The sequence below is a fragment of the Falsiroseomonas sp. E2-1-a4 genome (genome assembly GCF_051433165.1).
Classification (GTDB): Bacteria; Pseudomonadota; Alphaproteobacteria; order Acetobacterales; family Acetobacteraceae; genus Falsiroseomonas.
In genome coordinates, this window is the sequence record NZ_JBHMFS010000010.1 from 13,448 (window position 1) to 38,083 (window position 24,636).

Sequence of the window (24,636 nt, forward strand, 5' to 3'; positions counted from 1 at the left end):
CATCGCCTGCATCCGGCGCCTTGCAGGGACGAAAAATCACCTGCGGGTCCTCAGCCGCCGGCATTCTCAGACGGTCACTAAGCCTTGCGCGCCGGATAGGCGCTGTAGCCGCCGATGACGATGCGGCGCAGACCGGCGAAGCGGATCTGTTCCGCCCCCATGGCGATCGTGCCGCGCACGCCGGCCACGCCAATCTCCCCCAGCAGCAGGCGGGGCTTGCCGGCGGAATTCGACTCCACCCGGATGGCGGCCATCACCTGTTCCAGCGTGCGGTCGGCATCGTCCAGTTGCAGGGTGTGGACGCCGTCCTGTGCCGAAATCACCCGGCTGCCATCGCCGGGGTGCCAGATCAGGGTCTCGTTCCCCTCACGCAGCCGGTGGTTCAGCGGGCCGCCACGCCAGCGGCCCTGTGCCGGGACTTCTGGCACGATGAAGTCGAGGTCCCAGTCTCCATACCCCGGTGCGGTGTCGTTCATGGCCTGATCTCCAGCTTGGTTTCGCTGGGCAGATCAAGCGCTTCCGGGCGCCGCACCTCCAATCCGAAGACCCTCTCGGGCCGATAGGCGCAGCCGATGCCGCGGTTGGTCTATGTCACAGAAAGCGCTCGCGGATATCCACGCTGCTTTCGCGGCCGAGCTTGTCGAAATGCGTCTCCAGCCACAGCCCGGCAGCCTCACGCCCATAACGCTTCAGGGTCATCAGGAAGTCCCAATCCCCATTCAGCTTGGTGCTCAGCTTGAAGTCGCGCATCCGTGCCTCATCCTCGATGCAATGGACGAACAGCTTGCGGTAGCGCGGCTGCTCCAGCCGCCCCGCCTCCAGCAGCCGCTGCACGAAGTCGATGGCGCGCATCTCCGCCATCAGGGACGCATTGAAGCTGATCTCATTCAGCCGGTTGACGATCTCGGTCGGCCGCGTCGGCAACTCGTCCCGCACGATGGGGTTGAGCTGCACCAGCACGATGTCCGGCGGCCCGCCCTGTTCATAAAGCGGCCAGAGCGCCGGGTTGCCCAGGTAGCCGCCATCCCAGAACGGCTCGCCATCGATCTCCACCGCCTTGAAGAATTGCGGCAGGCAGGCGGAAGCGAGCAGCGTGTCCACCGTCACCTCTTCCCGCGAAAAGACCCTGGGTTTGCCGGTGCGGACGGAGGTGGCGGAGATGAACAGCTTGGGTCCGCTGCCGTGGCGCAGGATCTCGGGGTGGATCTCCTCCTCCAGCACCTGGCGCAGCGGGTTGAATTCGAAGGGGGTGGGGTTGAGCTGGTAGGGGGACATGACGCGGGTCAGCGTCTCGAACGTCTGGTAGGCGACGGACCAGGTCAGGTCGTGGCCCCAGATCGCCTTCTCCAGCGGCGTGTTCTGCAACGGGCTGTTCGCCATGCGCCCGGCCGCATTGCGCCAGAAACTGTCGAGCGCCTGGCGCGCGCCATCCCGCCCGCCCTTGCACAGGCCCTGCACGAAGATGGCTGCGTTCATCGCGCCGGCGGAGGTGCCGGAGACGGCCTCGAACTCGATCCGCTCCTCCTCCAGCAGCCGCTCCAGCACCCCCCAGGTGAAGGCGCCATGCGTGCCGCCGCCCTGCAGCGCGAGGTTGATCCGGCGCGTCGTGGGCGCGGCGCGGGCCGCGCGCGGAGCAGGGCCGGGGATGGCTCCGGCCGCGCCCAGCGTATCGGCCGCTTCCGAGCGGAATTCATTCTCGATCATGGGGAGAGCTTCACACCTTGTCCGCCCAGGCACTGGCGGTCCGCGCAGTTCAGCGGACCGAGGCCGCGGATGCGGCCCGCGCCCAGCCTAACCTTCCCCCATTGCCGAAGAGTGCAGGGTGCGACGGCAAGCGGCCGGAGGCCGCATCCGTCTTCCGGGGGCAGAAAAATCACTGCGCCGTCCAGCCGCCATCGATGGACAGCGCCGTGCCATTGATGCTGCCGCTGTTCGGGCCGCAGAGAAACAGCGCCATCTCCGCCACTTCCTCCACCTCCACCCACCTTTTGGTGGGCTGGCGGTCGAGCAGGAAGTCGGTCAGCGCCTTGTCCTCGGTGACGCCGTGCTTTTCCGCCAGCGGCTTCACCTGCGCCTCCGCCAGCGGGGTGCGGACGAAGCCGGGGCAGATGGCGTTGCAGGTGACGGGGCCGCGGGCGACTTCCAGCGCAACGGACTTGGTCAGCCCCACCACCGCATGTTTGGCCGCGACATAAGCCGTCTTGAAGGGGCTCGCGACCAGCCCGTGGGCGGAGGCGACATTGACGATCCGCCCGAACCCCCGCGCCTTCATCCCCGGCAGCGCCGCCTTGATGGCGTGGAAGTTGGAGGTGAAGTTGATGGCGATGATCCGGTCGAATTTGTCATCCGGGAAGTCCTCGACCGGGGAGACGAACTGGATGCCGGCATTGTTCACCAGGATGTCGCAGGCGCCGAGCTCGGCCTCGCAGGCCTTGACCATGGCGCGGATTTCCTCGGGCTTCGACATGTCGGCGCCGGAATAGGGTGCTTCCGCCACGCCCATCGCCTCACCCACCGTGGCGCGGGCGCGGGCAATATCGGCCTCGCTGCCGAAGCCGTTCAGCATCACCCGCGCGCCGGATTGCGCGAAGCCCAGCGCGATGGCCAGCCCGATGCCGGAGGTGGAGCCGGTGACGAGGGCCACCCGGCCCTCCAGCTTGCGTGTCATGGTCATGCCGGTCATGGCGCCTTCTTCCTGCATTGCAGCATCGTTGCGCGGAGCCTCGCCTAGGGCAGCCGCTTGAGCAAGCCGACAACGCGCTTGACCAGGGGCGAGAGCAGCTTCGGCGCGTAGAAATCGCCCGCCGCCCGCTTCGCCGCCTCGGCCAGCGTCGGATAGGGCAGCACCAGCCCGGCGAGTGCCGAAAGCGGCAGCTTGCGGCCGATCAGCAGGGCGAAGGTGCCGGCCATCTCGCCGGCATGGGGCGCCAGGATGCCGGCGCCGAGCAGCCGGCCCTTCGGCGTCACCACCAGCTTCACCAGCCCCTCCTCGATCCCTTCCGCCACCGCGCGGTCCGTCTCCGCCACCGGGAAGCGCAGGATGGTGACCTCATGGCCCGCCTCGCGCGCCTCCTCCTCCGTCAGGCCGATCTGCGCCAGTTCCGGATCCGTGTAGGTGACGCGGGGCAGGGCGGCGTAGTCCACCTTGGCCGGCAGGCGGAACAGCATCCGCCGCGCCAGGATGCCGGCATGCTGGGACGCCACATGAGTGAAGGCGCGCGGGCCGATGCCCTCGGGGTCCGCGATGTCGCCCACCGCCCAGACCCGGCGATTGCTGGTGGAGCGCAGCCCGGCATCGGTGGCGATGCCCCGCTTCGTCGCGTTCACCTGGCCCGCCGTCAGGTCCAGCCCGACCAGCCGCGGCGCCCGGCCCACCGCGAGCAGCAGGTGCGTGCCGCCGATCTGCCGTCCATCTTCCAGATGCGCGACAAGCCCCGGCCCGCCATCCTCCGGCCTGTCGGAACTGACGCGGGCGAGCCTGGCGCCCTCCAGCAGTGTCACCCCGTCGCGGGTCAGGGCGCGGCGCAGGCCATCGACGAGTTCCGGGTCGTCCCGCCCGGCGATCCGTCCGGCCTCGATCACCGTCACCAGGCAGCCGAGCCGGGCATGCGCCTGCGCCATCTCCAGCCCGATCGGCCCGCCGCCGAGGATGATCAGGTGGCCCGGCGGGTCCTCCAGATCGAAGATCGTCTCATTGGTCAGCCAGGGCACCGGGCCGAGGCCGGGGATGTCCGGCACGATGGCTTGGCTACCGGCGGCGATGACGCAGCGGCGGAAGCTCAGGCGGCGGCCGCCGGCCTCGATCATGTCGGGGGCCACGAAATGCGCGGAGGCGCGGATCACCTCCACCCCCATGCCGCGGAAGCGGGCCTCCGAGTCGATGGGCGCGATATGCGCAATGGCGCCCTGCACATGGGCGCGCAGCGCGGCCCAGTCGATCTCCGGCTCCGGCAGGCGCACGCCGAATCGGTGGGCGCGGCGGGCGGCATGGGCGGCGTGGGCTGCGGCCAGCAACGCCTTGGAGGGGACGCAGCCATAATTCAGGCAATCGCCCCCCATCCGCCCGCGTTCGACCAGCGCAACCTTCAGGCCAAGGCCGGCGGAGAAGGCGGCGACGGACAGGCCGGCGGCGCCGGCACCAATCACCACAACGTCGAAATCAGGCATCCTGGCTCCCTGCTGGGGGTGAGGCGTTGCATCTGCCGCCCCTCATGCCCGATCCGCGCGGTTGACGGCAGGGGTTGCGCTTCCCTATACGTCCGGGCCTCGCCGGGGTGGCCTTGTTTTGTGGGGCCGCCGCCGGCATTTCCTCTAGATACCAGCCGGTGCAGTGATGGCCAGGGAGATTCCCCCGGGCCAGCTGGGGCCGGAGCCCGCGGGAGTGTGTCGTGAAGCGTACTTATCAGCCCTCGAAGCTTGTCCGGAAGCGCCGCCATGGTTTCCGCGCCCGCACGGCGACGGTCGGCGGGCGCAATGTGCTGGCGAATCGCCGGTCCAAGGGCCGCAAGAAGCTCTCCGCCTAAGATCGCGCAGTTTAAGATCGGGGCGGGCCAACCTTGTGTCATGCCGGCGCGACCGCCCCGTCTGAAGCTTCGCCGTGAGTTCAAGCTTGTGGCTGCCCGCGGGCTGCGCGCCGCGCGGCCGGGCGTGGTGGTGCAGGTTCTGAAGGGTACGGACGGCCCGCTGCGGGTCGGCTTTACCGCCACCAAGAAAATTGGCAACGCCGTCATCCGCAACCGCACGAAACGGCGGCTGCGGGAGGCGGCGCGACTGCTGCTTGGCCAGGACGCACCGCCGGGCTTCGACCTGGTGATGATCGGGCGGGAGGCCACGGCGGAACGCGATTTCCGCACCCTGCTCGGCGATTTGCGCGGCGCATTGCGGCAAGGCGGCGTTTTGCCGCCGAAGGACCAGCCAAGCGGGGTTCTTCCGCCCAAGGATCAGCCATGACCCCGCAGCAGCATCTGCTGCGCGGCGCGATCCGCACCTATCAGCTCACGCTGCGGCCGATCATCGGCAGCAATTGCCGATTCTACCCGCATTGCAGCGAATACGGGCTGGAGGCGGTGGCCGAACATGGTGCGCTGCGAGGTAGCTGGTTGACCGCGCGGCGTGTATTGCGCTGCAACCCCTGGCATCCGGGTGGCTACGACCCGGTGCCCCTCACTTCCCCGAACGTCCCGGGGCCGGCGGATACGGCCACCCCGCGACCGACGAAAGGCTGAATCAGGCCGTCATGGACCAGAAGCGTCTCCTCGCCGCCATCGCCTTGTCGGTCGGCATCCTGCTGTTGTTCGACCTGTGGAACCGCCCGACGCGGGAGGCGGAGCAGCGCCGCCAGGCGGAAATCGCCGCCCAGGTCCCCGCGGCCCAGGCACCCGGCGTCGGCGCCCCGGGCGTGCCCGTTCCGCAAACGCTGGTGCCGGTGCCCGCCGGCGGCGCGCCGCTGGCCCAGCCGGGTGCCGCCCCTGGTACTGCGATGGCCACGGCCACCCCGGGCCTGCCGCCGGAGCAGCGCATCCGCCTGGAGAATCCGCGCCTGCAGGGCAGCATCACGCTGCGCGGCGCGCGGCTGGATGACGCCATTCTGCGCGGGTACCGGGAAACGGTGCGGCCGGACAGCGCCCTGGTGCGCCTGCTGGCGCCGCGCAGCGATGCCAACCCGTATTTCGCCCAATGGGGCTGGACCGCCGCCGATGGCCGCACCCAGGTGCCCGGCCCGGACACGGACTGGACCGCGGATGGCAACAGCCTGACGCCGACCTCCCCGGTGACGCTGCGCTGGGACAACGGCCAGGGCCAAGTATTCACCATCCGCCTCGGCATCGACGAAGACTTCATGCTCACCGCGGAGCAGAGCGTCCGCAACGCCAGCGCGGAGCCGGTGCAGCTACTGCCCTGGGCGCGCGTGCGGCGTGAGCGCACCCCGCCCACCGCCGGCTTCTTCATCCTGCATGAGGGCTTCACCGGCGTGCTCGGCGGCCGCCTGACCGAATGGAGCTACAGCGACGCCAAATCCGAGGCTGAGAAGCGCCGTGGCCCGGCCATGGAGCAGGAGGCCACCGGCGGCTGGATCGGCTTCACCGACAAATACTGGCTGACCGCGCTGACGCCGATGGACCAGGCGAGCCAGGTGCGCGCCGCCTATCGCCATTCGGCGGAGGGGGGCCAGGATCGCTGGCAGGTGGATATGGCGCCCCCCGCCGTGCAGACCGTGGCCGCCGGCGCCGAGGCCGGCCTCGCGACGCGGCTGTTCGCGGGCGCCAAGGAAGTGCGCCTGCTGGATGGCTACGCCGACAACCTGAACATCGAGGGTTTCGACAAGGCGATCGACTTTGGCTGGTTCTACTGGATCACCAAGCCGTTCTTCTACGCGCTGGATTGGCTGTTCGGAATCTTCGGCAATTTCGGCGTGGCGATCCTGGTCTTTACCTTCGGCCTGAAGCTCGCGTTCTTCCCGCTGGCCAGCAAGGCCTACACATCGATGGCCCGCATGAAGGTGCTGGCGCCGAAAATGTCGGAGGTGAAGGAACGCTACAAGGACGACCCGGCCAAGGCGCAGGCCGAGATGATGGCTCTGTACCGGTCGGAGAAGGTGAACCCGGCTTCGGGCTGCCTGCCCATCCTGCTGCAGATCCCGATTTTCTTCGCGCTGTACAAGGTGCTGTTCGTCACCATCGAGATGCGGCACGCGCCCTTCTTCGGCTGGATTCAGGACCTGTCAGCACCGGACCCGACCAATCTGTTCAACCTGTTCGGCCTGCTGCCCTACGACCCGACGCAGCTTTCCAGCTTCCTGCACATGCCCGCCTGGGCCATCGCGATGGGCATCACGATGTGGCTGCAGTTCAAGCTGAACCCGACCCCACCGGACCCGATCCAGGCCAAGATCTTCGCCTGGATGCCTCTGATCTTCACCTTCATGCTGGCCAGCTTCCCGGCCGGCCTTGTGATCTACTGGACCTGGAACAACCTGCTTTCCATCGCCCAGCAGTACTACATCATGCAGACGGACAAGAAGCGGCAGGCCCGTGCCGCGGCCGCGCCGGCGCCGCCCAAGCCGGCCGCGATCGCCAAGCCCGCCGCCACCGCGGCAAAGCCGCCCAAGGGCAAGAAGGGATGAGCATCCCCACCCCAGGGGGGCACCCGGTGCCGCTTCCCGCCGGCGGCCTGGCAGAGGCGGTGGACGATGAGCAGCGCGCGGCCCTGATCGAGGCCGGGCGCCTGCTGTTCGCGCGCCCCTGCACCTTCTTCTACGCCTCCCAGGCCATCAACCAATTGCCGCCGATGGGCGCGCCGGAGATCGCCTTCTGCGGCCGGTCGAATGTGGGCAAATCCTCGCTGCTCAATGCGCTGACCGGCCAGAAGGCGCTGGCGCGCGTCTCGGTCACGCCGGGCCGCACGCGGCAGCTCAATTTCTTCACCTGCGACGAGGGTCGGCTGACCCTGGTGGACATGCCGGGCTATGGCTACGCCAAGGCCGCGAAGACACTGAAGGCCGATTGGCAGGGGCTGATGTTCGACTTCCTGCGCGGCCGGCCGGTGCTGCGGCGGGTGCTGCTGCTGATGGATGCGCGCGTCGAGACCAAGCCGGCCGACCGCGCCGCGCTCGACCTGCTGTCGGATGCGGCGGTCGCCTTCCAGATCGTCATCACCAAGGCCGATGACGTGAAGAAGGCGCAGCTTGAGAAGCGAATCGCCGAGATCTCGGGCATCGTGAAGAAGCGCACCGCCGCGCATCCCCTGGTGCTGATCACCAGCAGCGAGACCGGCCAGGGCATTGCCGAATTGCGCGCGGAACTCGCCGCCCTGGCGGCCTGACCGCCATGGCCGGCTGGGATGCCCACTGGGTATTTAGGCCCGCAAATTCAATGCCTTGCCGGCTTCCCAGCGCCCGCGCCAGCGCGTTTCGTTGACGATCGCCGCCCACCGAGGCAGCCTTGGGCCGCAAGGTGGTGGGGGAACGGGCAATTGAAAATCTGGCGCATATCAATGCTTGGCGTGGGACTTGCCTTGGCCAGCACGAGCGGGCTGATGCTGGCCGCACCAGGCCCTGCTCATGCCCAGACCGAGATTGCGCGCGACATCTGGTTCCACAATGCCTGCAACCGGCCGGTTCGCCTGCTGGTCCGCCATGCCGAGGAAACCCGCCAATGGCGGTCGCGCGGCTGGTGGAATTTCGGGCCGATGGAGCCCCCCCGGGCGCTCAGCAGCCGCGGCAACCGCATCCAGCATCTGTCGAACCATCGGCTATATTACTACGCGGAGACGGTGGATGGCTCCGTGATCTGGGAAGGTGATGGCCGCAATACCACGCGGGTCTCCGGCGTCACCTACCGGCTGCGCCAGGCCAGCCCGACGGTGGTGCGCGGGCGCCTCCAGGTCCGCCTGACCTGCACTGGTGCCGGCGGCGGTGGGACTGGTGGCGGGGTGACCGGCGGCGGTGGCGGTGCCATGGGCCCCCCGAAGAACTGAGGCCGATCCGGCCCGCATCGCCCCATCAAGCAGGCACGGCACCGGCCCCGGCGCCCCGCGCATTCCGCATTCCCGAAACCGGGCCTTGACCAGGGCGGAAACTGGCCGCAAACCGCGCCGCCCGCGGCGGAAGGCCCGGAGCGAGCACCGGGGACTCCTGCCATGACCGATGACGCGCTCGACCAGATGGCGATCCTCGCCGGCGCCTTGCCCTTCCTAAAGCGCTACGACGACCAGATCGTGGTGGTGAAATACGGCGGCCACGCCATGGGGGAGGAGGACGCCGCGCTGCGCTTCGGCCGCGACATCGCGCTGCTGGAGCAGGTGGGCGTGAACCCCGTGGTGGTGCATGGCGGCGGCCCGCAGATCAACGCCATGCTCAAGCGACTCGGCGTGAAGTCCAACTTCGTCCAGGGCCTGCGGGTGACGGATGAGGAAATGCTCGACGTGGTCGAAATGGTCCTGGCCGGCCCGGTCAACAAGCAGGTCGCCTCCGCCATCACCCGCGCCGGGGCCATCGCGGTTGGCATATCCGGCAAGGATGGCGGGCTGATCCAGGCCCGCAAGCTGACCCGCACCTATCGCGACCCGGACAGCCAGATCGAGAAGGTGCTGGATCTCGGCTTCGTCGGCGAGCCGGAGCATGTGGACCCGCGCGTGCTGCAACTGCTGATTGGCGCGGACATCGTTCCGGTCGTCGCGCCGGTGGGCGTCGGCGCCGATGGCCAGACCTACAACATCAACGCCGATACGGTGGCCGGCGCCATTGCCGGAGCGCTGGGCGCGGAACGTCTGCTGATGCTGACCGATGTGCGCGGCGTGCTCGGCCCGGATGGGCAGCTGATCCCGGAGATGACAGTCGCCGAGGTCAAGGCCGGCATCGAGGCCGGCTGGATCTCCGCCGGCATGATCCCGAAGGTCGAGACCTGCATCTATGCGGTGGAGCGTGGCGTGAAGGCCGCGGTCATCGTCGATGGCCGGGTGCCGCATGCGGTGCTGCTGGAATTGTTCACCGGCCAGGGCGCGGGCACGCTGATCCGCGCCTGAGGGAGGGCGACCGCCCCATCAGGCGGGCAAGCCCTCCAGCAACTCCGCCTGCCACTGCAACTCGGCCTCCCCCAGCGCCCAGCGCCCCTCCGCCGTCGGGAAGACCACCTCGGCCGGGCCCAGGCCACCGAGCACGCCCTGCACCTCGGCGGCCAGGGGCGCCGACCAGCCGGCGCTGTGGCACAGGCCGGCGATGGCCCGGCCGCTCCGCAGCGCCAGCGCCGCCTCCACCCGCGCCTGGCTGACGCCGGCGGCCTCCGCCAGGCGATTCAGCAGCAGCTCCCGGTCGCCGGCCTGGGCGGCGGCGAACAGCTCCGCCTCCGCATCCTGGGCGCCGTCCTCGGACGCCAGGCTGGCGGTAATCCGGCTGCGCAGCATGGCGGCCAGGCCTTCCGGCAGGTCGGTGCGGGCCGCCAGCGCGCCCAGCAGATGGTCGGTCACGATCTCCCCCAGCGCGCGGGCCGCCTGCGCCGGAAGCTGGGCGCGCCATACCAGGGCGGCCTGCCAGCTCGGTCGCGAGCCGGCGCCGGCCACCAGGCGGTCCAAGGTCGCTTCGCGGATCGCGGCGGAGGGGTTGGCCAGCAGGGCTGCCACCGCGGGGGTGTCGGCCGTCTGCGCGATCGCGTCGGACACGGTCTCGTTCAGGGCCGGGCGGCGGGCCACGGCGCGGCGGGTGGCGGGTACCGGCGGGGCGGCGATCAGCGCCAGCAGATCGGCCTCGGTCAGCAGGGGCGACAGGCGGATCACCGGCTCCGCCACCGGCATGGCGGTGTCGCGCGCCAGGCGCAGGATCAGCTCCCGCGGCGCATCCGGCATGTTCCGCACCGCATCGGCGATCGCGGCCCGCACCTCTACCGCCGTATCCTCGACAAGCATGGCGAGCGTGCCGGCGGAAATCCGCGCCATGCGGCTACGGGCCTTGCTGTCCAGCTCCGGCGCCAGGGCGGCGATGCGCCCGGCCAGCACGCGGCGGACTTCCGCATCCGCATCCGCGGCCAGCAGCCGCGCCACGGCCGGTGGCGTCGCGGCATGGGCGGCGACCGCCTGGCGCACCTGCGCCGCCGGGTCCGCGGCCAGGAAGGTCAGCAATTCCGGGGAGGCGTGGGGCGCGCGCGCGATGGCGGTTCGAGCGGCCGTGTCGCCGTGCCGGGCGGCGTGGATGTCCTCCGGGCTGTCGGTCACTTCCGTCGCTCCCCGGCGGCGCGCTTGGCGGCGTACATGGCGGCATCGGCGCGGGCCAGCAATTCGGCCACCGGCTCTCCGCTGCGTGCCATTGCGATGCCGAGGCTGGCGCGCAGCGCGGCCGGGCCGGCTTCCGGCCAGTCCGGCAGCGGCCCGGGCGCGCCGATGGTGCCGATGCGGCATTCCGCCTCCAACTGGCTGGCGCCGTGCAGCCACAGGCAGAACTCGTCGCCGCCGAGGCGTGCGGCCAGATCCACCTGCGAGGCGGCGGCGCGCAGGCGGGCGCCCATGGCCCGCAGGGCGGCGTCCCCGGCCTCATGCCCCAGGTGATCATTCAGCGGCTTCAGCCCATCGAGGTCGAGGAACACCAGCGCGCCGCCGGCCACCACCTGGTCCTCCAGCGCCGCGGTGAAGCCGCGCCGGTTCAGCAGGCCTGTCAGCGGGTCGCCATCCGCCGCGGCGGTCAGCGCCTTCTGGCGCAGAACCTCGCCCCTGAGCGCCGCCATGGGCAAGGCGAGGGCTGCGAGCAGTTCGCGGTCATCCGAATCGAGCGGCGGTTCCTCCGGGGCACGCCAGGCGAGCAGGCAGGGGCCGGCCTCGGTGCAGGCGATGGCATGGTGCGGGGCTGCGGCAAGGCTACTGGCCGCAAGGCTGCCGGGCGGCGGCAGCAGATGCAGCGGCGGCTGGTCGTTGACCACCTGCGCCACCCGCCAGGCGCCGCCCTCCGGCACCAGCAGGGCCGCGCCCTGGCAACTCAGCGCCGCGGGCAGGGCGGACAGCATGGCGCGTAGCCCGGCCTCCGCGCCGCCTTGCCGCTGGCCCAGCCGCAGCAGCCGGCCCAGTGCATTGGCCCGGCGCAGCGCGCGCGCCACCACCTCTCCCCGCCGTTCCGCGGCTGTGACATCCCGCGCCGAGCCGCGCAGCCCGTCGCCATGGCGCAGCAGGGTGAATTCCAGGCAGGCGGTGCTGCCATCGGCGCAGTCCAGCCAGGCCTTGGTCATGCGCTGGCGACGGAAGGCGCCGATGCCGAAGACGCCGGGGCCGGGGCCGGCAAACAGCGTGACGGCGGGCGCGCCGATCAGCGACTCCGCCGGGTGGCCCAGCACCGTCTCCGGCGCCAGGAAGGTGAAGCGACCCTCGGCATCCGTCTCGAACAGCAGGTCGGCCGAGAGCAGGGCGAAGTCACGCCATCGGGCACGGCTGTCGATCAGCGCGGAGGCCAGCGAGTCCTGTCCGGCGCTGCCGGAATCCAGATCGGGCAAGGGGGGCGAAAGCGGGGGCGGTCCGTCCATGCCGGAAGGGTAGGGTGCAGCCGGTGAAGGCGCGGTTAGCAAACGGCGCCTCGCAACTCTGCGGCCGGAAGGGCTGAGCGATGCAAGCGGGGCGCGTTGACAGCGCGGCGGCAGCCTATGCATGGTCCGGCGCGAAGCAGAACCGCCACACGGCCAGCCAGGACACACCGCAGACCATGGACACGACCACGCCGCTGAAGGCCAAGATCGAGGCGCTGTGGGACCGGCGTGACACGCTGACCGCCCAGACCCAGGGCGAGGACCGCCAGGCGGTGGAGACCGCGCTGGAGCTGCTCGATTCCGGCCAGGCGCGCGTCGCCCAGCCCGGTGCGGATGGCGCCTGGCATGTGAACCAGTGGCTGAAGCAGGCGGTGTTGCTGTCCTTTCGCCTGTCGGACAGCGCGCCGATGGGTGTGGGCCTCGGCGCCTATGACAAGGTGCCGCTGAAATTCGCCGGCTGGGGCGCCAACCGCTTCAAGGAAGCCGGCTTCCGCGCCGTGCCGGGCGCCGTGGTGCGGCGTTCGGCCTTCATCGCGCCGGGCGTGGTACTGATGCCGTCCTTCGTCAATCTCGGCGCCTATGTCGATTCGGGCACGATGGTGGATACCTGGGCGACGATCGGGTCCTGCGCGCAGATCGGCAAGAACTGCCACATCTCCGGCGGCGCCGGCATCGGTGGGGTGCTGGAGCCGTTGCAGGCCAACCCGGTGGTGATCGAGGATGAGTGCTTCGTCGGCGCGCGGTCCGAAGTGGCGGAGGGCGTGATCGTGGAGCGCGGCAGCGTGCTGTCCATGGGCGTGTTCCTCGGCGCCTCCACCAAGATCATCGATCGCGCGACGGGCGAGGTCTTCATGGGCCGGGTGCCGGCCTATTCCGTGGTGGTACCGGGCAGCCTGCCGGGCAAGGCGTTGCCGGATGGCTCGCCGGGGCCGAGCCTGTACTGCGCCGTGATCGTGAAGCGGGTGGATGCGCAGACGCGGTCGAAGACCTCGATCAACGAATTGCTGCGGGATTAGACCCCGGGTGAGGAATGACGTTCCGGACCCGGTGCCGCTGGCCCAGGCGCTGATCCGCTGCCGGTCCGTCACGCCTGCCGATGACGGCGCGCTGGAGGTGCTGCAGGCGGCGCTGGCCCCGCTCGGTTTTGCGTGTGAGCGGCTGCGCTTCGGCGAGGTGGAGAATCTGTTTGCTGTTCGCGGGGCGGGTGGCCCGCATTTGATGTTCGCGGGCCACACCGATGTGGTGCCACCCGGCGCCACCGGCTGGACCGCCGACCCCTTTGGTGGGGAAGTGCGGGACGGGCTGCTGTATGGCCGCGGCGCCACCGACATGAAGGGTGGCGTCGCCGCCTGGGTTACCGCCGTGACCGATGTGCTGGCCCGCCGCCCTGATCTGCCCGGCACGCTTTCCTTGCTCATCACCGGCGACGAGGAAGGCCCGGCCACCGATGGCACGGTGAAGGTGCTGGACTGGTTGGCCGACCGGAAAAAAATCCCGGATTGCTGCGTGGTGGGGGAGCCGACCAGCAAGGTGGTGCTGGGCGACACCATCAAGGTTGGCCGCCGCGGCAGCCTGAATGCGACGCTGGTGGTGCACGGCACCCAGGGCCACAGCGCCTATCCGCAGCGCGCCGACAACCCGATCCATCGCCTGGTGCGCGTGCTGGCGGCGCTGACCGCCACGCCGCTCGACCAGGGCAGCGACTTCTTCGAGCCGACGACGCTGCAGATCACCAGCATCGATGTCGGCAATCCGGCGACCAACGTCATCCCGCCCAGCGCCACGGCGCGGCTGAACATCCGCTTCAACGACCTTCACACGGAGGCCAGCCTGACCGCGCATCTGCGCGCGGCGCTGGAGCGCGACGCGCCGCAGCACGATTTGGCAGTGGTCTGCAGCGGCGAGTCTTTCCTGACCCAACCCGGCCCCTTCGTCGCCGCGCTGGAACGGGCCGTGCTGGCGGAGACGGGGCAGGCGGCCAAGCTCGATACCGGCGGCGGCACCTCCGACGCCCGCTTCATCGCGCGCCATTGCCCGGTGGCGGAACTCGGCGCCGTGGGCGCCACCATGCACAAGGCCGATGAATCGACGCCGGTCGCGGAATTGCGCGCACTCACCCGGCTCTATGCCCGGGTGATCAAGGAGGTGCTCGGCTGAGCGGCGCACCCAACCCGCCCCCGCCATCCGGCCTGCCGCCGGAGCCGCCGCTGCGCCTGGCGATCACCGCCGGCCTGCTCGGCGCGCTGCTGCTCGGGCGCGGCCGGGCGGAAGGTGTCGCGCTGATGGAGACGACGCCGGCCGGGGCGCTGCGTTCCTTCGCCGCGGCCGCCATCTGCCTGCCGGCCTTCCTGGGCCTGCGGATCTTCGCCTGGAGCAACATCGAGACACCGCCCGGCGGCCTGCTGCGCCCCCTGACGGCGGAGCTGACCGGCTACGTTTATGGCTGGGTGCTGTTCGTGCTGGTCAGTCTGCCGATCATCGCCGGCTGGGGGCGCGCCGCGCTGTGGCCGCGCTTCGTGGTGGCGTGGAATTGGATCAGCGTGGTGCAGTACCTGGTGCAGATCGCGCTGGCGGTACTGCTGTTCCTGGGACCGCCCTCGATCCTGGCGCAGGGGCTGACGCTTGCCGTCATCGGCTATTCGCTGTGGCTGGAATGGTTCATGGCCAAGACCGTGCTCGGCATTTCCGGCGGCAGGGCGACCGGGCTGGTGGTGCTGGATCTGGCGCTCGGCCTGTTCATCGCGGGCTTCGTGCAGCGGCTGTCGATCGGCTGACACAAAAGGGGAGACGAACCATGCCGGATGCACGCTACGAGGTGGCGGGATTGCTGCGCTTTGCCACCACGGCCTGCGCCGCGGCGGGGCTGGAATCGGAGAAGGCCCGCGCGGTGGCGGAGGTGCTTCTCGAGGGCGACCTGATGGGCCACGACACGCACGGCCTGGCGCTGCTGACGCCGTATCTGGACTCGCTGATCTCCGGCGACATGCGCGCGGCCGGGGAGCCGGAGCTGGTCTCCGCCACCGCCGTCGCCGAGACCTGGGATGGCCGCAAGCTGCCCGGCCCCTGGCTGGTGCGCCGCGCCATCGCGCGGGCGGAGGCGGCCTCGGCTGAGATGGGCATCGGCGTGGTCAGCATCGGCCGCTGCCACCATATCGGCTGCCTCGCCGCCTATGGCCCGCCGGTGGCCGCTGCCGGGCGGATGCTGCTGCTGACCTGCTCCGACCCCGCCACCGGATCGGTCGCGCCCTGGGGCGGTACGCGGCGCATCTACACGCCGAACCCGCTGGCCGCCGCCTGGCCCACGCCAGACGGGCCGGTGCTGATCGATGTCTCCATGTCCGTCACCACCAATGGCATGACCGGCCGCAAGCGCGCCGAGGGCAAGCTGTTCGACCATGAGGTGCTGCTGGACAAAGACGGCACGCCGACGCGCGATCCCAATGCCTTCTGGGATGATGGCAGCTTGATGCCGCTCGGCGGGGTCGAGGGCGGGCATAAGGGCTTCGCCCTCGGCCTGCTGATCGAGGTGCTGACCAGCGCGCTGGCTGGCCATGGCCGCGCCGATGCACCAACCGGCTGGGGCGCCTCCGTCCTGGTCATGGTGATCGACCCGTCCCGCTTCGGCGGCACCAAGGCCTTCCTGCGGGAGACCGGGTGGATGGCCGATGCCGTGCACGCCAACCCGCCCAAGCCGGGCGGTGAGGCGCCGCGCCTGCCGGGCGAACGCGCCATGGCAAGGCGGGCTCAGGCGATGGCAGAGGGTGTGGCGCTGCACCCAGCCATTCTGCCGGCGCTGGCGAAACTGGCGCAGCGGTTTGATCTGGCGTTGCCGGAGGCGGTGTAGGGCCGGCCTCGCCCCCGCCCCAACCAGCCTTCCGCGTTGCGGCGATGCCGCAACCCCCCCGCGAGCGGGGGAGGGAGTTTTAGACCCACTCCGGCTCTGGCTCATACCGCGCGAAGCGAAACACCAGCCCATCCGGCGGCGCCGTCTGCCCGGCCTGGCTGCGGTCCAGCCCCTCCAGCACCTGGCGCGGCCAAATGACGGGGCGGCGGCCATGGCCCACTTCGTACAGCGTGCCGACCAGGTTGCGGACCTGATGGTGCAGGAAGCTGCGGGCTTCCGCGATCACATGCACCTCCTCCCCGAACCTGGCCACATCCAGCCGGTCCAGCGTGCGGATGGCGGATTTCGCCTGGCAGGAGGCGGCGCGGAATGCAGAAAAGTCGTGCCGGCCGAGCAGCATCTGCGCCGCCTCCTGCATCGCCGCCGCATCCAGCGGCCGCTTCACATGCCACAGTTTCGCGGCTTCCATCGCCGGACGGGCGGGTCGGTTGAGGATGCGGTAGCGATAGCCGCGGCCGAGGCAATCGAAGCGCGCCGACCAACTCTCCGCCACCCGTGCGGCGGCGCGCACCACGACAGGGTGCGGCAGGGTGCGGGCATTGATGGCGTCCCGCACCCGCTCCGGCGGCAAATCCAGCGCCAGCTCCAGATCGGCCACTGCGCCTTCCGCGTGCACCCCCGCATCGGTGCGGCCGGAGGCGGTGACGGTGGGCGCCACGCCGTGGTTCAGCGGGGCGGCGGCGTCTTCCAGCAGTTTCTGGACGCTCGGCAGGTCGCGCTGGCGCTGCCAGCCGCAGAAGTTTGTGCCGTCATATTCCAGCAGCAGCGCGTAGCGCGGCATCAGGTGAGCTGGGCGGGCAGGCTGTAGCCGCGCAGCAGATCGGCGGCGGCCATCGCGGCGCGGCCGGGGCGTTGCAGGCGCAGCAGCCGCAGCGCGCCGTCGCCACAGGCCACGACATCTGGCGCCAGCAGCGCACCGGGCGTGCCTGCGCCCGCCACCGGCTCGGCCGCATGCACGCGCACCACTTCCTCGCCCGCCTGGAAGAAGCAGCCGGGCCAGGGTGTCAGGGCGCGGATGCGGCGATCCAGCGCCACGGCGGGTTGCGTCCAATCCAGCCGCCCATCGGCCTTGGCGAGCTTCGGCGCATAGGTCACGCCATCCTCCGGCTGCGGCGTGGCGGCTGGGTTTTCCTCCAGCGCGCGCAGGATCAGCCGGGCGCCGATTTCGGCCAGCGCATCATGCAACTCCGGTGTCGTGCTGCGCGGGCCGATCGGCGTGGCCTCGGCCAGCAGCATCGGGCCGGTATCCAGCCCTTCCTCCATCTGCATGATGGTGATGCCCGTCTGGCTGTCGCCCGTCAGGATCGCCGCCTGGATCGGCCCGGCCCCGCGCCAGCGCGGCAACAGGGAGGCATGGATGTTCAGGCAGCCGCGCCGCGGCGCATCCAGCATCGGCTTCGGCAGGATCAGCCCATAGGCCGCGACCACCGCCACATCCAGATCGAGCGCCGCGAACGCCGCATGTTCCGCCGCATCCCGCTTCACCCGCGCCGGCGTGCGGACCGGCAGGCCGAGTTCCAGCGCCGCACGATGCACCGGGCAGGGCGTCTCCCGCTGCCCGCGCCCGGCGGGCTTCGGCGGCTGGGCATAGACCGCCGCGATCTCATGCCCCGCCTCATGCAGCGCCCGCAGCGCCGGCACGGAGAAGTCCGGGCTGCCCATGAAGGCGAGGCGCAGCTTCCGGCTCACTCCTGCGCCTTCAGCTTCAGTTCCTTGGCCAGCTTCCGCAGCAGCATGTTGCGCTTCAGCGCCGAGATATGGTCCACGAACAGCACGCCATCCAAATGGTCGATCTCATGCTGCAGGCAGGCGGAGAGCAGGCCATCGCCCTCGATCTCCCGCTTCGCGCCGGCCAGATCCAGGTAGCGCACCTTCACCCGGGCCGGGCGCGTCACGTCGGCGTATTGGCCGGGCAGGGACAGACAGCCTTCCTCCCGCACCGCCATCTCCGCGCTTTCGGCGATGATCTCGGGGTTCACCAGCACCATCGGCGCGGGGATGTCGTTCTCATGCAAATCGAGCACCACCAGGCGCAGCAATTCGCCCACCTGCGGCGCGGCCAGGCCGATGCCGGGCGCCTTGTACATGGTGGCCAGCATGCGTGCGGAGAGGTCGGCGATGCGCCCATCCCCCGCCGCCACCGGCTTCGCCTTGGCACGCAGCCGCGGGTCCGGGACATTGAGGATGGGCAGCAGTTCAGAGGTCATGTCGGTCACTCGCCCGCCTGGCGGGGCACTCTCGGGGGAAGGGGCGAGAGGTAGCCCCGCCTCGCCCCCCTTGCAACGGCAGGCCATGGCGCCAAAATTGCAGGAAGCGGGGTGCCTTGGGGCCCCGCGATACCAAGGCTTCGCTCCTGAGCGAGGAGGCACCTGAAGACCATGTCACGATCATCGCTGTTCGGCTCGCCGCTGTTTCTCGGCTTCGATCATCTGGAGCAGATGCTTGACCGGGTGCAGAAAAGCGCCGACGGCTATCCCCCCTACAATATCGAGCAGACGGCGGAGACGCGGCTTCGCATCACGCTGGCCGTGGCCGGCTTCTCGATGGACGATCTGCAGATCACGCAGGAGGACAACCAGCTGGTCATCCGCGGCCGTCAGCGTGACGACAGCGAGGGCCGGATTTTCCTGCATCGTGGCATCGCCGCGCGGCAATTCCAGCGCGCCTTCGTCTTGGCCGAGGGGATCGAGGTGGAAGGCGCTTGGCTCGACAACGGCCTGCTGCACGTCGATCTGCAACGACCGTTGCCCGAGGTTCGGGTGAAGACCATCCAGATCGCCACCCGCGGCAACGGCCCGCAGCGCCCCGTGGTGGGGCAGGTGGCGGGCGAGAAGCTTACAGATAATCGGGTCAAGGAAAGCTGAGGCCCGACTTGCGTTGTATGGGCACGGGCCATGAACGGCCGTGCCGGAAGGAGAACACCATGTCCGACTTCGATGGCGGCGCCGCAGAGGGCCGCGTGAACCTGACCCCGATGGCGCTTCGTAGCCTGTCGAACCTCGATTTCGCCCGCCTGGGCGCCGATGCCGTGGCCTATCTGCGCCCGGTGGTGATGAATGGCGCGCTGGCCTTTGCAATCCATGCCGCCGACGGCACGCCGATCGGCGCGGCGCCGAATGCCGATCTCGCCGCGGCGGCGGTCCGCCAGCACGACATGGAACCCATGCTGGTCCATTGATCCCGGCGGGGTTTTCCCCGGATCGGAGTCCCGTCTAGCCTGCCCGGCCAAACCGGGCAGGAGACACCCATGACGCTTAAGATCGGCCTGCTGCTGTTCCCGGATGTCCAGCAACTGGACCTGACCGGCCCCTATGAGGTTCTGGCCGGTCTGCCGGGCGCGCGGATGCATCTGGTGGCCGCGCAGACCGGGCCGGTGCGGGCCTCGACCGGCCTCACGCTGATGGCGACCACGGATTTCGCCACCTGCCCGCAGCTCGATATTCTGTGCGTACCGGGCGGCGGCGGGGGTGAATGCGCTGCTGAAGGATCCGGTGGTACTGGATTTCCTGCGGCGCCAGGCGCCGGGCGCGCGCTACGTCACCTCCGTCTGCACCGGCGCCTTGGTACTGGGCGCGGCGGGTCTGCTGCGCGGCAAGCGCGCCACCACCCATTGGAACGCGCATCATCTGCTGGCACCGCTCGGCGCGGTTCCGGTGCAGGCGCGGGTGGTGCAGGACGGCAACCTGTTCACCGGCGGCGGTGTGACGGCGGGCATCGACTTTGCCCTGGCGCTGGTGGCGGAGATTGCGGGGCCGGCTGTGGCGCAGTCCATCCAGCTCGGCCTGGAATATGCCCCGGCGCCGCCCTTCGATGCCGGTAGCCCCGAAACCGCGCCGCCCGAAATCCTGGCCGCCGTACGGGCGAAAACCGCAGCCACCCGACAGGCGCGTGAGGCGCTGGTGGCCGAGGTGGCGGCGGGCTGGAGCGCTTAGAAACCGTTTGAGAACACTGGCGGGTCGGTCTCGCTGAGCTTTTTCGCCCCGGTGGCGTTGCGTGGCTTGCCGATGCAACCAGCATCGGCCGCGCCCCGCGCCTTCCCGGAACGAAAGATCCCTTGCGAACCCTCAGCCGCCAGTATCCCCAAACGGTCTCTTAGGCGGTCTTCGGGTCGATCCAGCCGATATTCCCGTCGCCGCGGCGATAGACCACGTTCAGCCCGTTGGTTGCCCGGTTGCGAAACATCAGCACCGGCACATGCGCCAGGTCCATTCGCATGACGGCCTCGCCCACCGTCAGGCGATGGATCTCGGACGGTGTTTCGGCCACCACGGCGGGGTTGTCGCCGGCTTCCTCCAGCGCGGGATCGGGCGTTTCCTCATCTTCCTCCTGCCGCAGCACCACCTGGCGCGCGGGCTCCGAAACTTCCGGTTCGCGTTCGCTGGCCAGGCTGCGGGCGTGGTCGTTCACGCGGCGGCGGTAGCGGCGCAGGCGCTTGGCGACGTGCTCGGCTGCCACGGTGAAGGCGCGATGCGCATCCGCGCCCTCGCCCTCGCCGCGCAGGAACAGGTTGCGGCCGGCCTTCAGGTTGATGTCGCAGAGAAAAGCGTGCCCCTTCGCGTCCCGGCTGAAGGTGACGTTTGCTTCCACGGCGTGGTCGAAATACTTGCGGGATATGGTGGTCAACCCATCCCGCACATGCGTCTTCAACGCTTCCCCGGTTTCGACCTGCTTGCCTGCGACGGTGATATGCATGCGAGCCTCGCTCCTTCCTCCGCTATGGGGAAGGCCGCGCCCGGGGGGATAGGCGGCGTAGTAGGGTGCCGCGGATCAGGCCGGGACGGCCTTCTCCCGCTTGCGTTGCACCGACGATGGAATGCGCAACGCCTCGCGGTATTTGGCCACCGTTCGGCGGGCAATGTCCACTCCCTCCTTGCGCAAACGCTCGACGATCGCATCGTCCGACAGCACGTCTTCGCTGGATTCCGCGCCGATCATCTCCCGGATGCGGAATCGCACCGCCTCGGCGGAATGACTTTCGCCACCAAGTGTTCCGGCGATGGCAGTCGTGAAGAAATACTTAAGCTCGAAGGTCCCGCGCGGCGTCGCGATGTACTTGTTTGCGGTAACGCGGCTGACGGTGCTTTCATGCATGGCGACATATTCGGCAACGTCGCGCAGAATCAGCGGCCGCAGATGCGCGACGCCGAGGCGGAAGAAGCCATCCTGCCGCCGCACGATTTCGGCCGAGACCTTCAGGATGGTGTTGGCCCGCTGTTCCAGCGACTTCACCAGCCAAGTGGCGGATTGCAGCCGGTCCGCGATGAAGGCCTTGTCATCGCGGGTCTTGGCGCCGACCACGGCGCGGGCGTGGAAGCCGCGATTGATCAGCACGCGGGGCAGGGTTTCCGGGTTGAGCTCCACCGCCCAGCCATCATCCGGCAGGCGCTTCATCAGCACATCCGGCACCACCACCATGGCCGGCGGTGCGTCGAAGCTCGCACCCGGCTTCGGGTCCAGCCGCTTCAGCTCCGCGATCATGTCGGCCAGATCTTCGGAGTCGCATTCGCAGACCCGCATCAGCCCGCGCAGGTCGCGCCGCGCCAGCATCTCCAGATTGTCCAGCAGACGCTCCATGCAGGGGTCCAGCCGGTTGAGCTCCGCCAACTGCACCGCCAGGCATTCGCGCAGGTCGCGGCAGAACATGCCGACGGGGTCCAGCCGCTGCAGCCGCGCCCGCACCCCGGCCACCTGCGCCTCCGGGCAGCCCATCGCGTTGGCGATCTGGCAATCCGTGATGGTCATGCGACCGGCCGGGTCGACCAGCGCCAGCATCTGTGCCGCGATCAGTCTTTCCCGCGCATCGCCGAAGGTCAGGCGGACCTGTTCGCCCAGATGCTCGCGCAACGATTTCCGGCCATCCGCCAGATCCTCGATGTCCGACAGGCTGTCGTCGAAATCGGCACGGCCGCCGCGGCCGCCGGATTCGGCAAAGCCGCCGCCCGGCCCGTCGCTGTCATAGACATTGCCCCAATCGGCATCGAGCGGTGCCGCGCCCTCCGCCGGCATCTCGCCGGATGTGGCGGCGGCATGGGTATCGGCGGGCTCCGGGGCAGGGGCCTCGGGGGGGCGTTCATCGGCGCGCGTCGCGGGTTCGGCGCGGTCGTCGCGCTCCAGCAGCGGGTTGCGCTCAAGCTCCTCCTCGACGAAGGCGGTCACTTCGACATTGCTGGATTGCAGCAGCTTGATGGCCTGCCGCAGTTGCGGCGTCATCACCAGGGACTGGGATTGCCGCAGGTCCAGGCGTGGGCCGAGCGCCACGACCTTCAGCCCCCAACCCGGCGATGCGCGGCGCTGTTCATTCCGCCAGCCTAGAGCGAAAACCTTTCGCCGAGATAGACACGCCGCACACCCTCATGCGCTACGATGTCGCGAGGGTTGCCCTCCATCAGCACCTGGCCGTCATGCAGGATGTAGGCGCGGTCGATGATCTCCAGCGTCTCTCGCACATTGTGGTCGGTGATCAGCACGCCGAGGCCGCGATCCTTCAGATGCTTCACCAGGTCGCGGATCTCGCCCACCGCGATCGGGTCGATGCCAGCCAACGGCTCGTCCAGCAGGATGTAGCTGGGCTGGGTGGCCAGCGCGCGGGCGATCTCGCAGCGCCGGCGCTCACCGCCGGATAAGGCCAGGGCAGGGGCGCGGCGCAGATGGGCGATGCCGAATTCCGCCAGCAGGCTGTCCAGCATCTGCTCCCGCCGGTCGCGCACCGGCTCCACCACCTCAAGCGCCGCGCGGATATTGTCCTCCACCGACAGGCCGCGGAAGATCGAGGCCTCCTGCGGCAGATAGCCGAGGCCGAGGCGGGCGCGGCGGTACATGGGCAGGTGGGTCACGTCATGCCCATCCATGGTGACGGTGCCCTCATCGGGCTGCACCAGGCCGGTGATCATGTAGAAGGTGGTGGTCTTGCCGGCGCCGTTCGGGCCAAGCAGGCCCACAGCCTCCCCCCGCCGCAGGGTCAGCGAGACGTTCCGCACCACCGGCCGCTTCTTGTAGCGCTTGCCGAGGCCGGTCGCGACCAGCCCGGTATTCTGGGTGGCGAGGCGGATGGGGGGGGTGCGGGTCTCCCGCTCGGCGCCGCTCATGGGGCCTGGCTCGGGCGACGGGGCGGGGGCGGGGCCGGGGTGCGTGGCGCCGGCCGCTGCGCCGGGGGCACCGTGGCCTGGCCCGGCTGCTGCTGCCCTGGCACCACCAGCCCCTGCACGCGCGTGCCGGGGGCGGAGATCAGCCGGGACACGCCGGTTCGCAGGTTCACGATGGCTTCCTGGCCGTTCAACTGGTTCTCCCCACGGGTAATCCGAACGCCGCCAACCAGCCGGGCGAGGCCGGTCTGCGGGCTGTACATGCCGCGCTCGCCGCGCACGACTTCCTCGGGCGAGCGGATCTCGACGCTGCCATAGGCCTCGACCCGTTCGATCCGGCTTCCTTCACCCGCCGCTGGCAGGCCGGCGACGGGCGGTGCGGCGGGGCGTGCGGGCGCGGGCGCTGGGGCGCCTTCCGCCGGGGCATCGAGGAAATAGGCCACCAGCGTATCGGCGGCGATGCGGCGCCCTTCCGAGCTGACCACAACGGCGCCACCCCGCGCCACCGCCATGCGGCGCTGCGGCCAATACTCCAGGCTGTCGCGCGCCGTGATGGTCTGGTCCGGCGTGGTCAGCGACAGGCCACGGCCGGACAGCACCATTACCGCCTGGTCCATGTCATAGACCGCGCGCTCGCCTTCCGCGCGTTCGGTGGTGGAGGTGACGCGAACCCGGCCCTCCGCCTCCAGCCGCCAGATCTCGCCACCCGACAGCGGGCTGTCACCCGGCTCCGGCGCCGCCGCCGCCCCGCCGCGCGGGCGGTAGCGGGCGATCAGCCGGTCCGCATCCACCGTGACGCCATCGCGCACCGCGCGGGCCTGGCCGCGGGCGATGACCACCTGTTCCTGCTGGCGCCATTCGATGCCGTCATTGGCGGTGATCTCCACCGGCCCGCCCTGGTTCAGATCCAGGTTCTGCGCCTGCACCATGGGTGCGGGAAGGGCAAGCAGAAGGGCTGCAAGCGCCACGCCGGCACGCATCATCGTCCACCCTCCAGAACCGCGCGGGCGCGGCCGGTGAAGACCACCACCTGGCCGCGGTCGAACAGCCGGAAGCCTTCCGCCGTCAGATTGCCGAAGGGGCCTTGCGCGGCCACCGGGTCATCCCCCGTGGCCGCGCCGGCGCGCAGGTCGATCGCCGCGCGCTCCGTCACGAACTGGGTGCCGTCATCATGATGCACGGTGACCTGGCCCGCGAGGTCCAGCCGGTTGGTGGGGCGGTTGAAGCGGCCCCGTTGCGATTCCAGGTAGACCCAGGCGCTGTCGCCCAGCAGCAGGTCAGCGCGCGGCTCGTTCAGCACCACCACATCCTCATTGCCGCCCTGGGTGGCAAGGCTGGCGGTGACCGTGTAGGGCCGGTTCTGCTCATCCACCCCCTGATAGCGCGGATCAACGATCCGCAGCGCTTCGGGTGCCGTCTGCACCACCCGGCGGAAGGCGACGCGGCCACGATCCGCGGCGCTGTCCAGTTCCGGCCAAAGTGCGACGGCGGCGAGCAGCGCAACGGCGGCCAGCGGTAGCAACCGCTTGGCAACGCTGACCATGATGCGCCGCCGCGCCAACTGCCCGGCGCTCGGCGCGCGCCGCTCCCGTGAGGGTGCCAGCATGCGGCGGTTGGGTGCGCGGGCGCCCGCGCCGGGGGGGGCGTTGGGCCG

At 70.0% G+C, this 24,636-nt stretch carries 28 protein-coding genes and 1 pseudogene; 15 read left to right on the top strand and 14 right to left on the bottom strand.

Going from position 1 to position 24,636, the window contains the following annotated elements; all coding sequences use genetic code 11:
- Positions 1-77: 77 nt before the first annotated feature.
- From ACFHNC_RS12500 to ACFHNC_RS12515, 4 genes are all read right to left on the bottom strand, one after another.
- Entirely contained in the window at positions 78-476 is a 399-nt protein-coding gene (locus ACFHNC_RS12500) for a hypothetical protein (RefSeq protein ID WP_437169551.1), read from the bottom strand.
- A gap of 115 nt (positions 477-591) precedes the next feature.
- A complete protein-coding gene (locus tag ACFHNC_RS12505; RefSeq protein ID WP_437169552.1) occupies positions 592-1,704 on the bottom strand; it encodes a patatin-like phospholipase family protein in 1,113 nt (370 codons plus the stop codon).
- Positions 1,705-1,873: 169 nt separating this feature from the next.
- The gene (locus ACFHNC_RS12510; RefSeq protein WP_437169553.1) at positions 1,874-2,683 is read right to left on the bottom strand and encodes a 3-hydroxybutyrate dehydrogenase; all 810 of its coding nucleotides are present in this window, start codon (positions 2,681-2,683) and stop codon (positions 1,874-1,876) included.
- Positions 2,684-2,727: 44 nt separating this feature from the next.
- Positions 2,728-4,167: a dihydrolipoyl dehydrogenase family protein gene (locus ACFHNC_RS12515; RefSeq protein WP_437169554.1), complete on the bottom strand. Its 1,440-nt coding sequence runs from the start codon at positions 4,165-4,167 to the stop codon at positions 2,728-2,730.
- A gap of 221 nt (positions 4,168-4,388) precedes the next feature.
- On the opposite strand from ACFHNC_RS12515, the gene rpmH reads away from it, so the two are divergent.
- The 7 genes from rpmH to argB all read left to right on the top strand — a co-directional run bounded on the left by rpmH (position 4,389) and on the right by argB (position 9,522).
- The gene (rpmH, locus tag ACFHNC_RS12520) at positions 4,389-4,523 is read left to right on the top strand and encodes a 50S ribosomal protein L34 (protein ID WP_168054392.1); all 135 of its coding nucleotides are present in this window, start codon (positions 4,389-4,391) and stop codon (positions 4,521-4,523) included.
- 40 nt (positions 4,524-4,563) lie between these two features.
- The gene (gene rnpA, locus ACFHNC_RS12525; RefSeq protein ID WP_437169555.1) at positions 4,564-4,950 is read left to right on the top strand and encodes a ribonuclease P protein component; all 387 of its coding nucleotides are present in this window, start codon (positions 4,564-4,566) and stop codon (positions 4,948-4,950) included.
- Positions 4,947-5,225 (top strand): membrane protein insertion efficiency factor YidD, encoded by a 279-nt coding sequence (gene yidD, locus ACFHNC_RS12530; RefSeq protein WP_437169556.1) that lies wholly within the window; start codon positions 4,947-4,949, stop codon positions 5,223-5,225. Before rnpA ends, yidD begins: the two co-directional genes overlap by 4 nt.
- Positions 5,226-5,236: 11 nt before the next feature.
- Positions 5,237-7,123 carry a membrane protein insertase YidC gene (yidC, locus tag ACFHNC_RS12535; protein WP_437169557.1) on the top strand — a complete coding sequence of 629 codons (1,887 nt, stop codon included), beginning with the start codon at positions 5,237-5,239 and terminating at the stop codon, positions 7,121-7,123.
- Positions 7,120-7,821: a ribosome biogenesis GTP-binding protein YihA/YsxC gene (gene yihA / locus ACFHNC_RS12540; protein WP_437169558.1), complete on the top strand. Its 702-nt coding sequence runs from the start codon at positions 7,120-7,122 to the stop codon at positions 7,819-7,821. The genes yidC and yihA overlap by 4 nt, the downstream gene beginning before the upstream one ends.
- A gap of 192 nt (positions 7,822-8,013) precedes the next feature.
- Complete coding sequence (locus ACFHNC_RS12545; protein ID WP_437169559.1) at positions 8,014-8,475, top strand: DUF1036 domain-containing protein; 462 nt, start codon at positions 8,014-8,016, stop codon at positions 8,473-8,475.
- Between the two features lie 162 nt (positions 8,476-8,637).
- Positions 8,638-9,522, top strand: coding sequence for an acetylglutamate kinase (gene argB, locus ACFHNC_RS12550; protein ID WP_437169560.1), 885 nt, complete (start codon positions 8,638-8,640; stop codon positions 9,520-9,522).
- Positions 9,523-9,540: 18 nt separating this feature from the next.
- Here the strand turns inward: argB and ACFHNC_RS12555 are convergent, their stop codons facing one another.
- Entirely contained in the window at positions 9,541-10,704 is a 1,164-nt protein-coding gene (locus ACFHNC_RS12555) for a DUF2336 domain-containing protein (protein WP_437169561.1), read from the bottom strand.
- The gene (locus ACFHNC_RS12560) at positions 10,701-11,966 is read right to left on the bottom strand and encodes a diguanylate cyclase domain-containing protein (protein ID WP_437169562.1); all 1,266 of its coding nucleotides are present in this window, start codon (positions 11,964-11,966) and stop codon (positions 10,701-10,703) included. Before ACFHNC_RS12560 ends, ACFHNC_RS12555 begins: the two co-directional genes overlap by 4 nt.
- 206 nt (positions 11,967-12,172) lie before the next feature.
- Here ACFHNC_RS12560 and dapD point away from each other — a divergent pair, with 206 nt between their 5' ends.
- The 4 genes from dapD (at position 12,173) to ACFHNC_RS12580 (ending at position 15,840) form a co-directional block, all read left to right on the top strand.
- Positions 12,173-13,012, top strand: a complete 840-nt coding sequence (dapD, locus tag ACFHNC_RS12565; RefSeq protein ID WP_437169563.1) for a 2,3,4,5-tetrahydropyridine-2,6-dicarboxylate N-succinyltransferase — start codon at positions 12,173-12,175, stop codon at positions 13,010-13,012.
- A gap of 7 nt (positions 13,013-13,019) precedes the next feature.
- The gene (dapE, locus tag ACFHNC_RS12570; protein WP_437169564.1) at positions 13,020-14,153 is read left to right on the top strand and encodes a succinyl-diaminopimelate desuccinylase; all 1,134 of its coding nucleotides are present in this window, start codon (positions 13,020-13,022) and stop codon (positions 14,151-14,153) included.
- A gap of 125 nt (positions 14,154-14,278) precedes the next feature.
- The gene (locus ACFHNC_RS12575) at positions 14,279-14,770 is read left to right on the top strand and encodes a hypothetical protein (protein WP_437169565.1); all 492 of its coding nucleotides are present in this window, start codon (positions 14,279-14,281) and stop codon (positions 14,768-14,770) included.
- A 20-nt stretch (positions 14,771-14,790) separates the two neighbouring features.
- On the top strand, positions 14,791-15,840 hold the full coding sequence (locus ACFHNC_RS12580; RefSeq protein ID WP_437169566.1) for an Ldh family oxidoreductase: 1,050 nt from the start codon (positions 14,791-14,793) through the stop codon (positions 15,838-15,840).
- A 79-nt stretch (positions 15,841-15,919) separates the two neighbouring features.
- On the opposite strand, the gene truA is transcribed toward ACFHNC_RS12580, so the two are convergent.
- From truA to def, 3 genes are read right to left on the bottom strand one after another with little or no spacing between them, the layout of a single operon-like run.
- Entirely contained in the window at positions 15,920-16,681 is a 762-nt protein-coding gene (gene truA, locus ACFHNC_RS12585) for a tRNA pseudouridine(38-40) synthase TruA (protein WP_437169567.1), read from the bottom strand.
- On the bottom strand, positions 16,681-17,577 hold the full coding sequence (fmt, locus tag ACFHNC_RS12590) for a methionyl-tRNA formyltransferase (RefSeq protein ID WP_437169707.1): 897 nt from the start codon (positions 17,575-17,577) through the stop codon (positions 16,681-16,683). Before fmt ends, truA begins: the two co-directional genes overlap by 1 nt.
- Before the next feature lie 8 nt (positions 17,578-17,585).
- Positions 17,586-18,107, bottom strand: coding sequence for a peptide deformylase (gene def, locus ACFHNC_RS12595; RefSeq protein WP_437169568.1), 522 nt, complete (start codon positions 18,105-18,107; stop codon positions 17,586-17,588).
- A 171-nt stretch (positions 18,108-18,278) separates the two neighbouring features.
- On the opposite strand from def, the gene ACFHNC_RS12600 reads away from it, so the two are divergent.
- From ACFHNC_RS12600 to ACFHNC_RS12615, 4 genes and pseudogenes are all read left to right on the top strand, one after another.
- Positions 18,279-18,764, top strand: a complete 486-nt coding sequence (locus ACFHNC_RS12600; protein WP_437169569.1) for an Hsp20 family protein — start codon at positions 18,279-18,281, stop codon at positions 18,762-18,764.
- Between the two features lie 59 nt (positions 18,765-18,823).
- Positions 18,824-19,078 (top strand): DUF1150 family protein, encoded by a 255-nt coding sequence (locus ACFHNC_RS12605; protein ID WP_437169570.1) that lies wholly within the window; start codon positions 18,824-18,826, stop codon positions 19,076-19,078.
- A gap of 69 nt (positions 19,079-19,147) precedes the next feature.
- Positions 19,148-19,309: pseudogene (locus ACFHNC_RS12610) on the top strand (DJ-1/PfpI family protein); the annotation flags it as partial.
- Between the two features lie 58 nt (positions 19,310-19,367).
- A complete protein-coding gene (locus ACFHNC_RS12615; protein WP_437169571.1) occupies positions 19,368-19,832 on the top strand; it encodes a DJ-1/PfpI family protein in 465 nt (154 codons plus the stop codon).
- Between the two features lie 160 nt (positions 19,833-19,992).
- On the opposite strand, the gene hpf is transcribed toward ACFHNC_RS12615, so the two are convergent.
- The 5 genes from hpf to lptC form a co-directional block, all read right to left on the bottom strand.
- Positions 19,993-20,592, bottom strand: a complete 600-nt coding sequence (gene hpf / locus ACFHNC_RS12620) for a ribosome hibernation-promoting factor, HPF/YfiA family (protein WP_437169572.1) — start codon at positions 20,590-20,592, stop codon at positions 19,993-19,995.
- Positions 20,593-20,667: 75 nt separating this feature from the next.
- Complete coding sequence (rpoN, locus tag ACFHNC_RS12625; protein WP_437169573.1) at positions 20,668-22,158, bottom strand: RNA polymerase factor sigma-54; 1,491 nt, start codon at positions 22,156-22,158, stop codon at positions 20,668-20,670.
- Between the two features lie 50 nt (positions 22,159-22,208).
- Positions 22,209-22,985, bottom strand: coding sequence for an LPS export ABC transporter ATP-binding protein (lptB, locus tag ACFHNC_RS12630; RefSeq protein ID WP_437169574.1), 777 nt, complete (start codon positions 22,983-22,985; stop codon positions 22,209-22,211).
- Positions 22,982-23,965 (bottom strand): LptA/OstA family protein, encoded by a 984-nt coding sequence (locus ACFHNC_RS12635; protein WP_437169575.1) that lies wholly within the window; start codon positions 23,963-23,965, stop codon positions 22,982-22,984. The genes lptB and ACFHNC_RS12635 overlap by 4 nt, the downstream gene beginning before the upstream one ends.
- Complete coding sequence (lptC, locus tag ACFHNC_RS12640; protein WP_437169576.1) at positions 23,962-24,588, bottom strand: LPS export ABC transporter periplasmic protein LptC; 627 nt, start codon at positions 24,586-24,588, stop codon at positions 23,962-23,964. Before lptC ends, ACFHNC_RS12635 begins: the two co-directional genes overlap by 4 nt.
- Between the last annotated feature and the right edge of the window lie 48 nt (positions 24,589-24,636).

Bases quoted from the DNA above. Each gene is read 5' to 3' on its own strand.
- ACFHNC_RS12500 (WP_437169551.1), bottom strand. From the start codon at position 476: ATGAACGACACCGCACCGGGGTATGGAGACTGGGACCTCGACTTCATC.
- ACFHNC_RS12505 (WP_437169552.1), bottom strand. From the start codon at position 1,704: ATGATCGAGAATGAATTCCGCTCGGAAGCGGCCGATACGCTGGGCGCG.
- ACFHNC_RS12510 (WP_437169553.1), bottom strand. From the start codon at position 2,683: ATGACCGGCATGACCATGACACGCAAGCTGGAGGGCCGGGTGGCCCTC.
- ACFHNC_RS12515 (WP_437169554.1), bottom strand. From the start codon at position 4,167: ATGCCTGATTTCGACGTTGTGGTGATTGGTGCCGGCGCCGCCGGCCTG.
- rnpA (WP_437169555.1), top strand. From the start codon at position 4,564: ATGCCGGCGCGACCGCCCCGTCTGAAGCTTCGCCGTGAGTTCAAGCTT.
- yidD (WP_437169556.1), top strand. From the start codon at position 4,947: ATGACCCCGCAGCAGCATCTGCTGCGCGGCGCGATCCGCACCTATCAG.
- yidC (WP_437169557.1), top strand. From the start codon at position 5,237: ATGGACCAGAAGCGTCTCCTCGCCGCCATCGCCTTGTCGGTCGGCATC.
- yihA (WP_437169558.1), top strand. From the start codon at position 7,120: ATGAGCATCCCCACCCCAGGGGGGCACCCGGTGCCGCTTCCCGCCGGC.
- argB (WP_437169560.1), top strand. From the start codon at position 8,638: ATGACCGATGACGCGCTCGACCAGATGGCGATCCTCGCCGGCGCCTTG.
- dapD (WP_437169563.1), top strand. From the start codon at position 12,173: ATGGACACGACCACGCCGCTGAAGGCCAAGATCGAGGCGCTGTGGGAC.
- ACFHNC_RS12575 (WP_437169565.1), top strand. From the start codon at position 14,279: ATGGAGACGACGCCGGCCGGGGCGCTGCGTTCCTTCGCCGCGGCCGCC.
- ACFHNC_RS12580 (WP_437169566.1), top strand. From the start codon at position 14,791: ATGCCGGATGCACGCTACGAGGTGGCGGGATTGCTGCGCTTTGCCACC.
- truA (WP_437169567.1), bottom strand. From the start codon at position 16,681: ATGCCGCGCTACGCGCTGCTGCTGGAATATGACGGCACAAACTTCTGC.
- def (WP_437169568.1), bottom strand. From the start codon at position 18,107: ATGACCTCTGAACTGCTGCCCATCCTCAATGTCCCGGACCCGCGGCTG.
- ACFHNC_RS12600 (WP_437169569.1), top strand. From the start codon at position 18,279: ATGTCACGATCATCGCTGTTCGGCTCGCCGCTGTTTCTCGGCTTCGAT.
- ACFHNC_RS12605 (WP_437169570.1), top strand. From the start codon at position 18,824: ATGTCCGACTTCGATGGCGGCGCCGCAGAGGGCCGCGTGAACCTGACC.
- hpf (WP_437169572.1), bottom strand. From the start codon at position 20,592: ATGCATATCACCGTCGCAGGCAAGCAGGTCGAAACCGGGGAAGCGTTG.
- lptB (WP_437169574.1), bottom strand. From the start codon at position 22,985: ATGAGCGGCGCCGAGCGGGAGACCCGCACCCCCCCCATCCGCCTCGCC.
- ACFHNC_RS12635 (WP_437169575.1), bottom strand. From the start codon at position 23,965: ATGATGCGTGCCGGCGTGGCGCTTGCAGCCCTTCTGCTTGCCCTTCCC.
- lptC (WP_437169576.1), bottom strand. From the start codon at position 24,588: ATGCTGGCACCCTCACGGGAGCGGCGCGCGCCGAGCGCCGGGCAGTTG.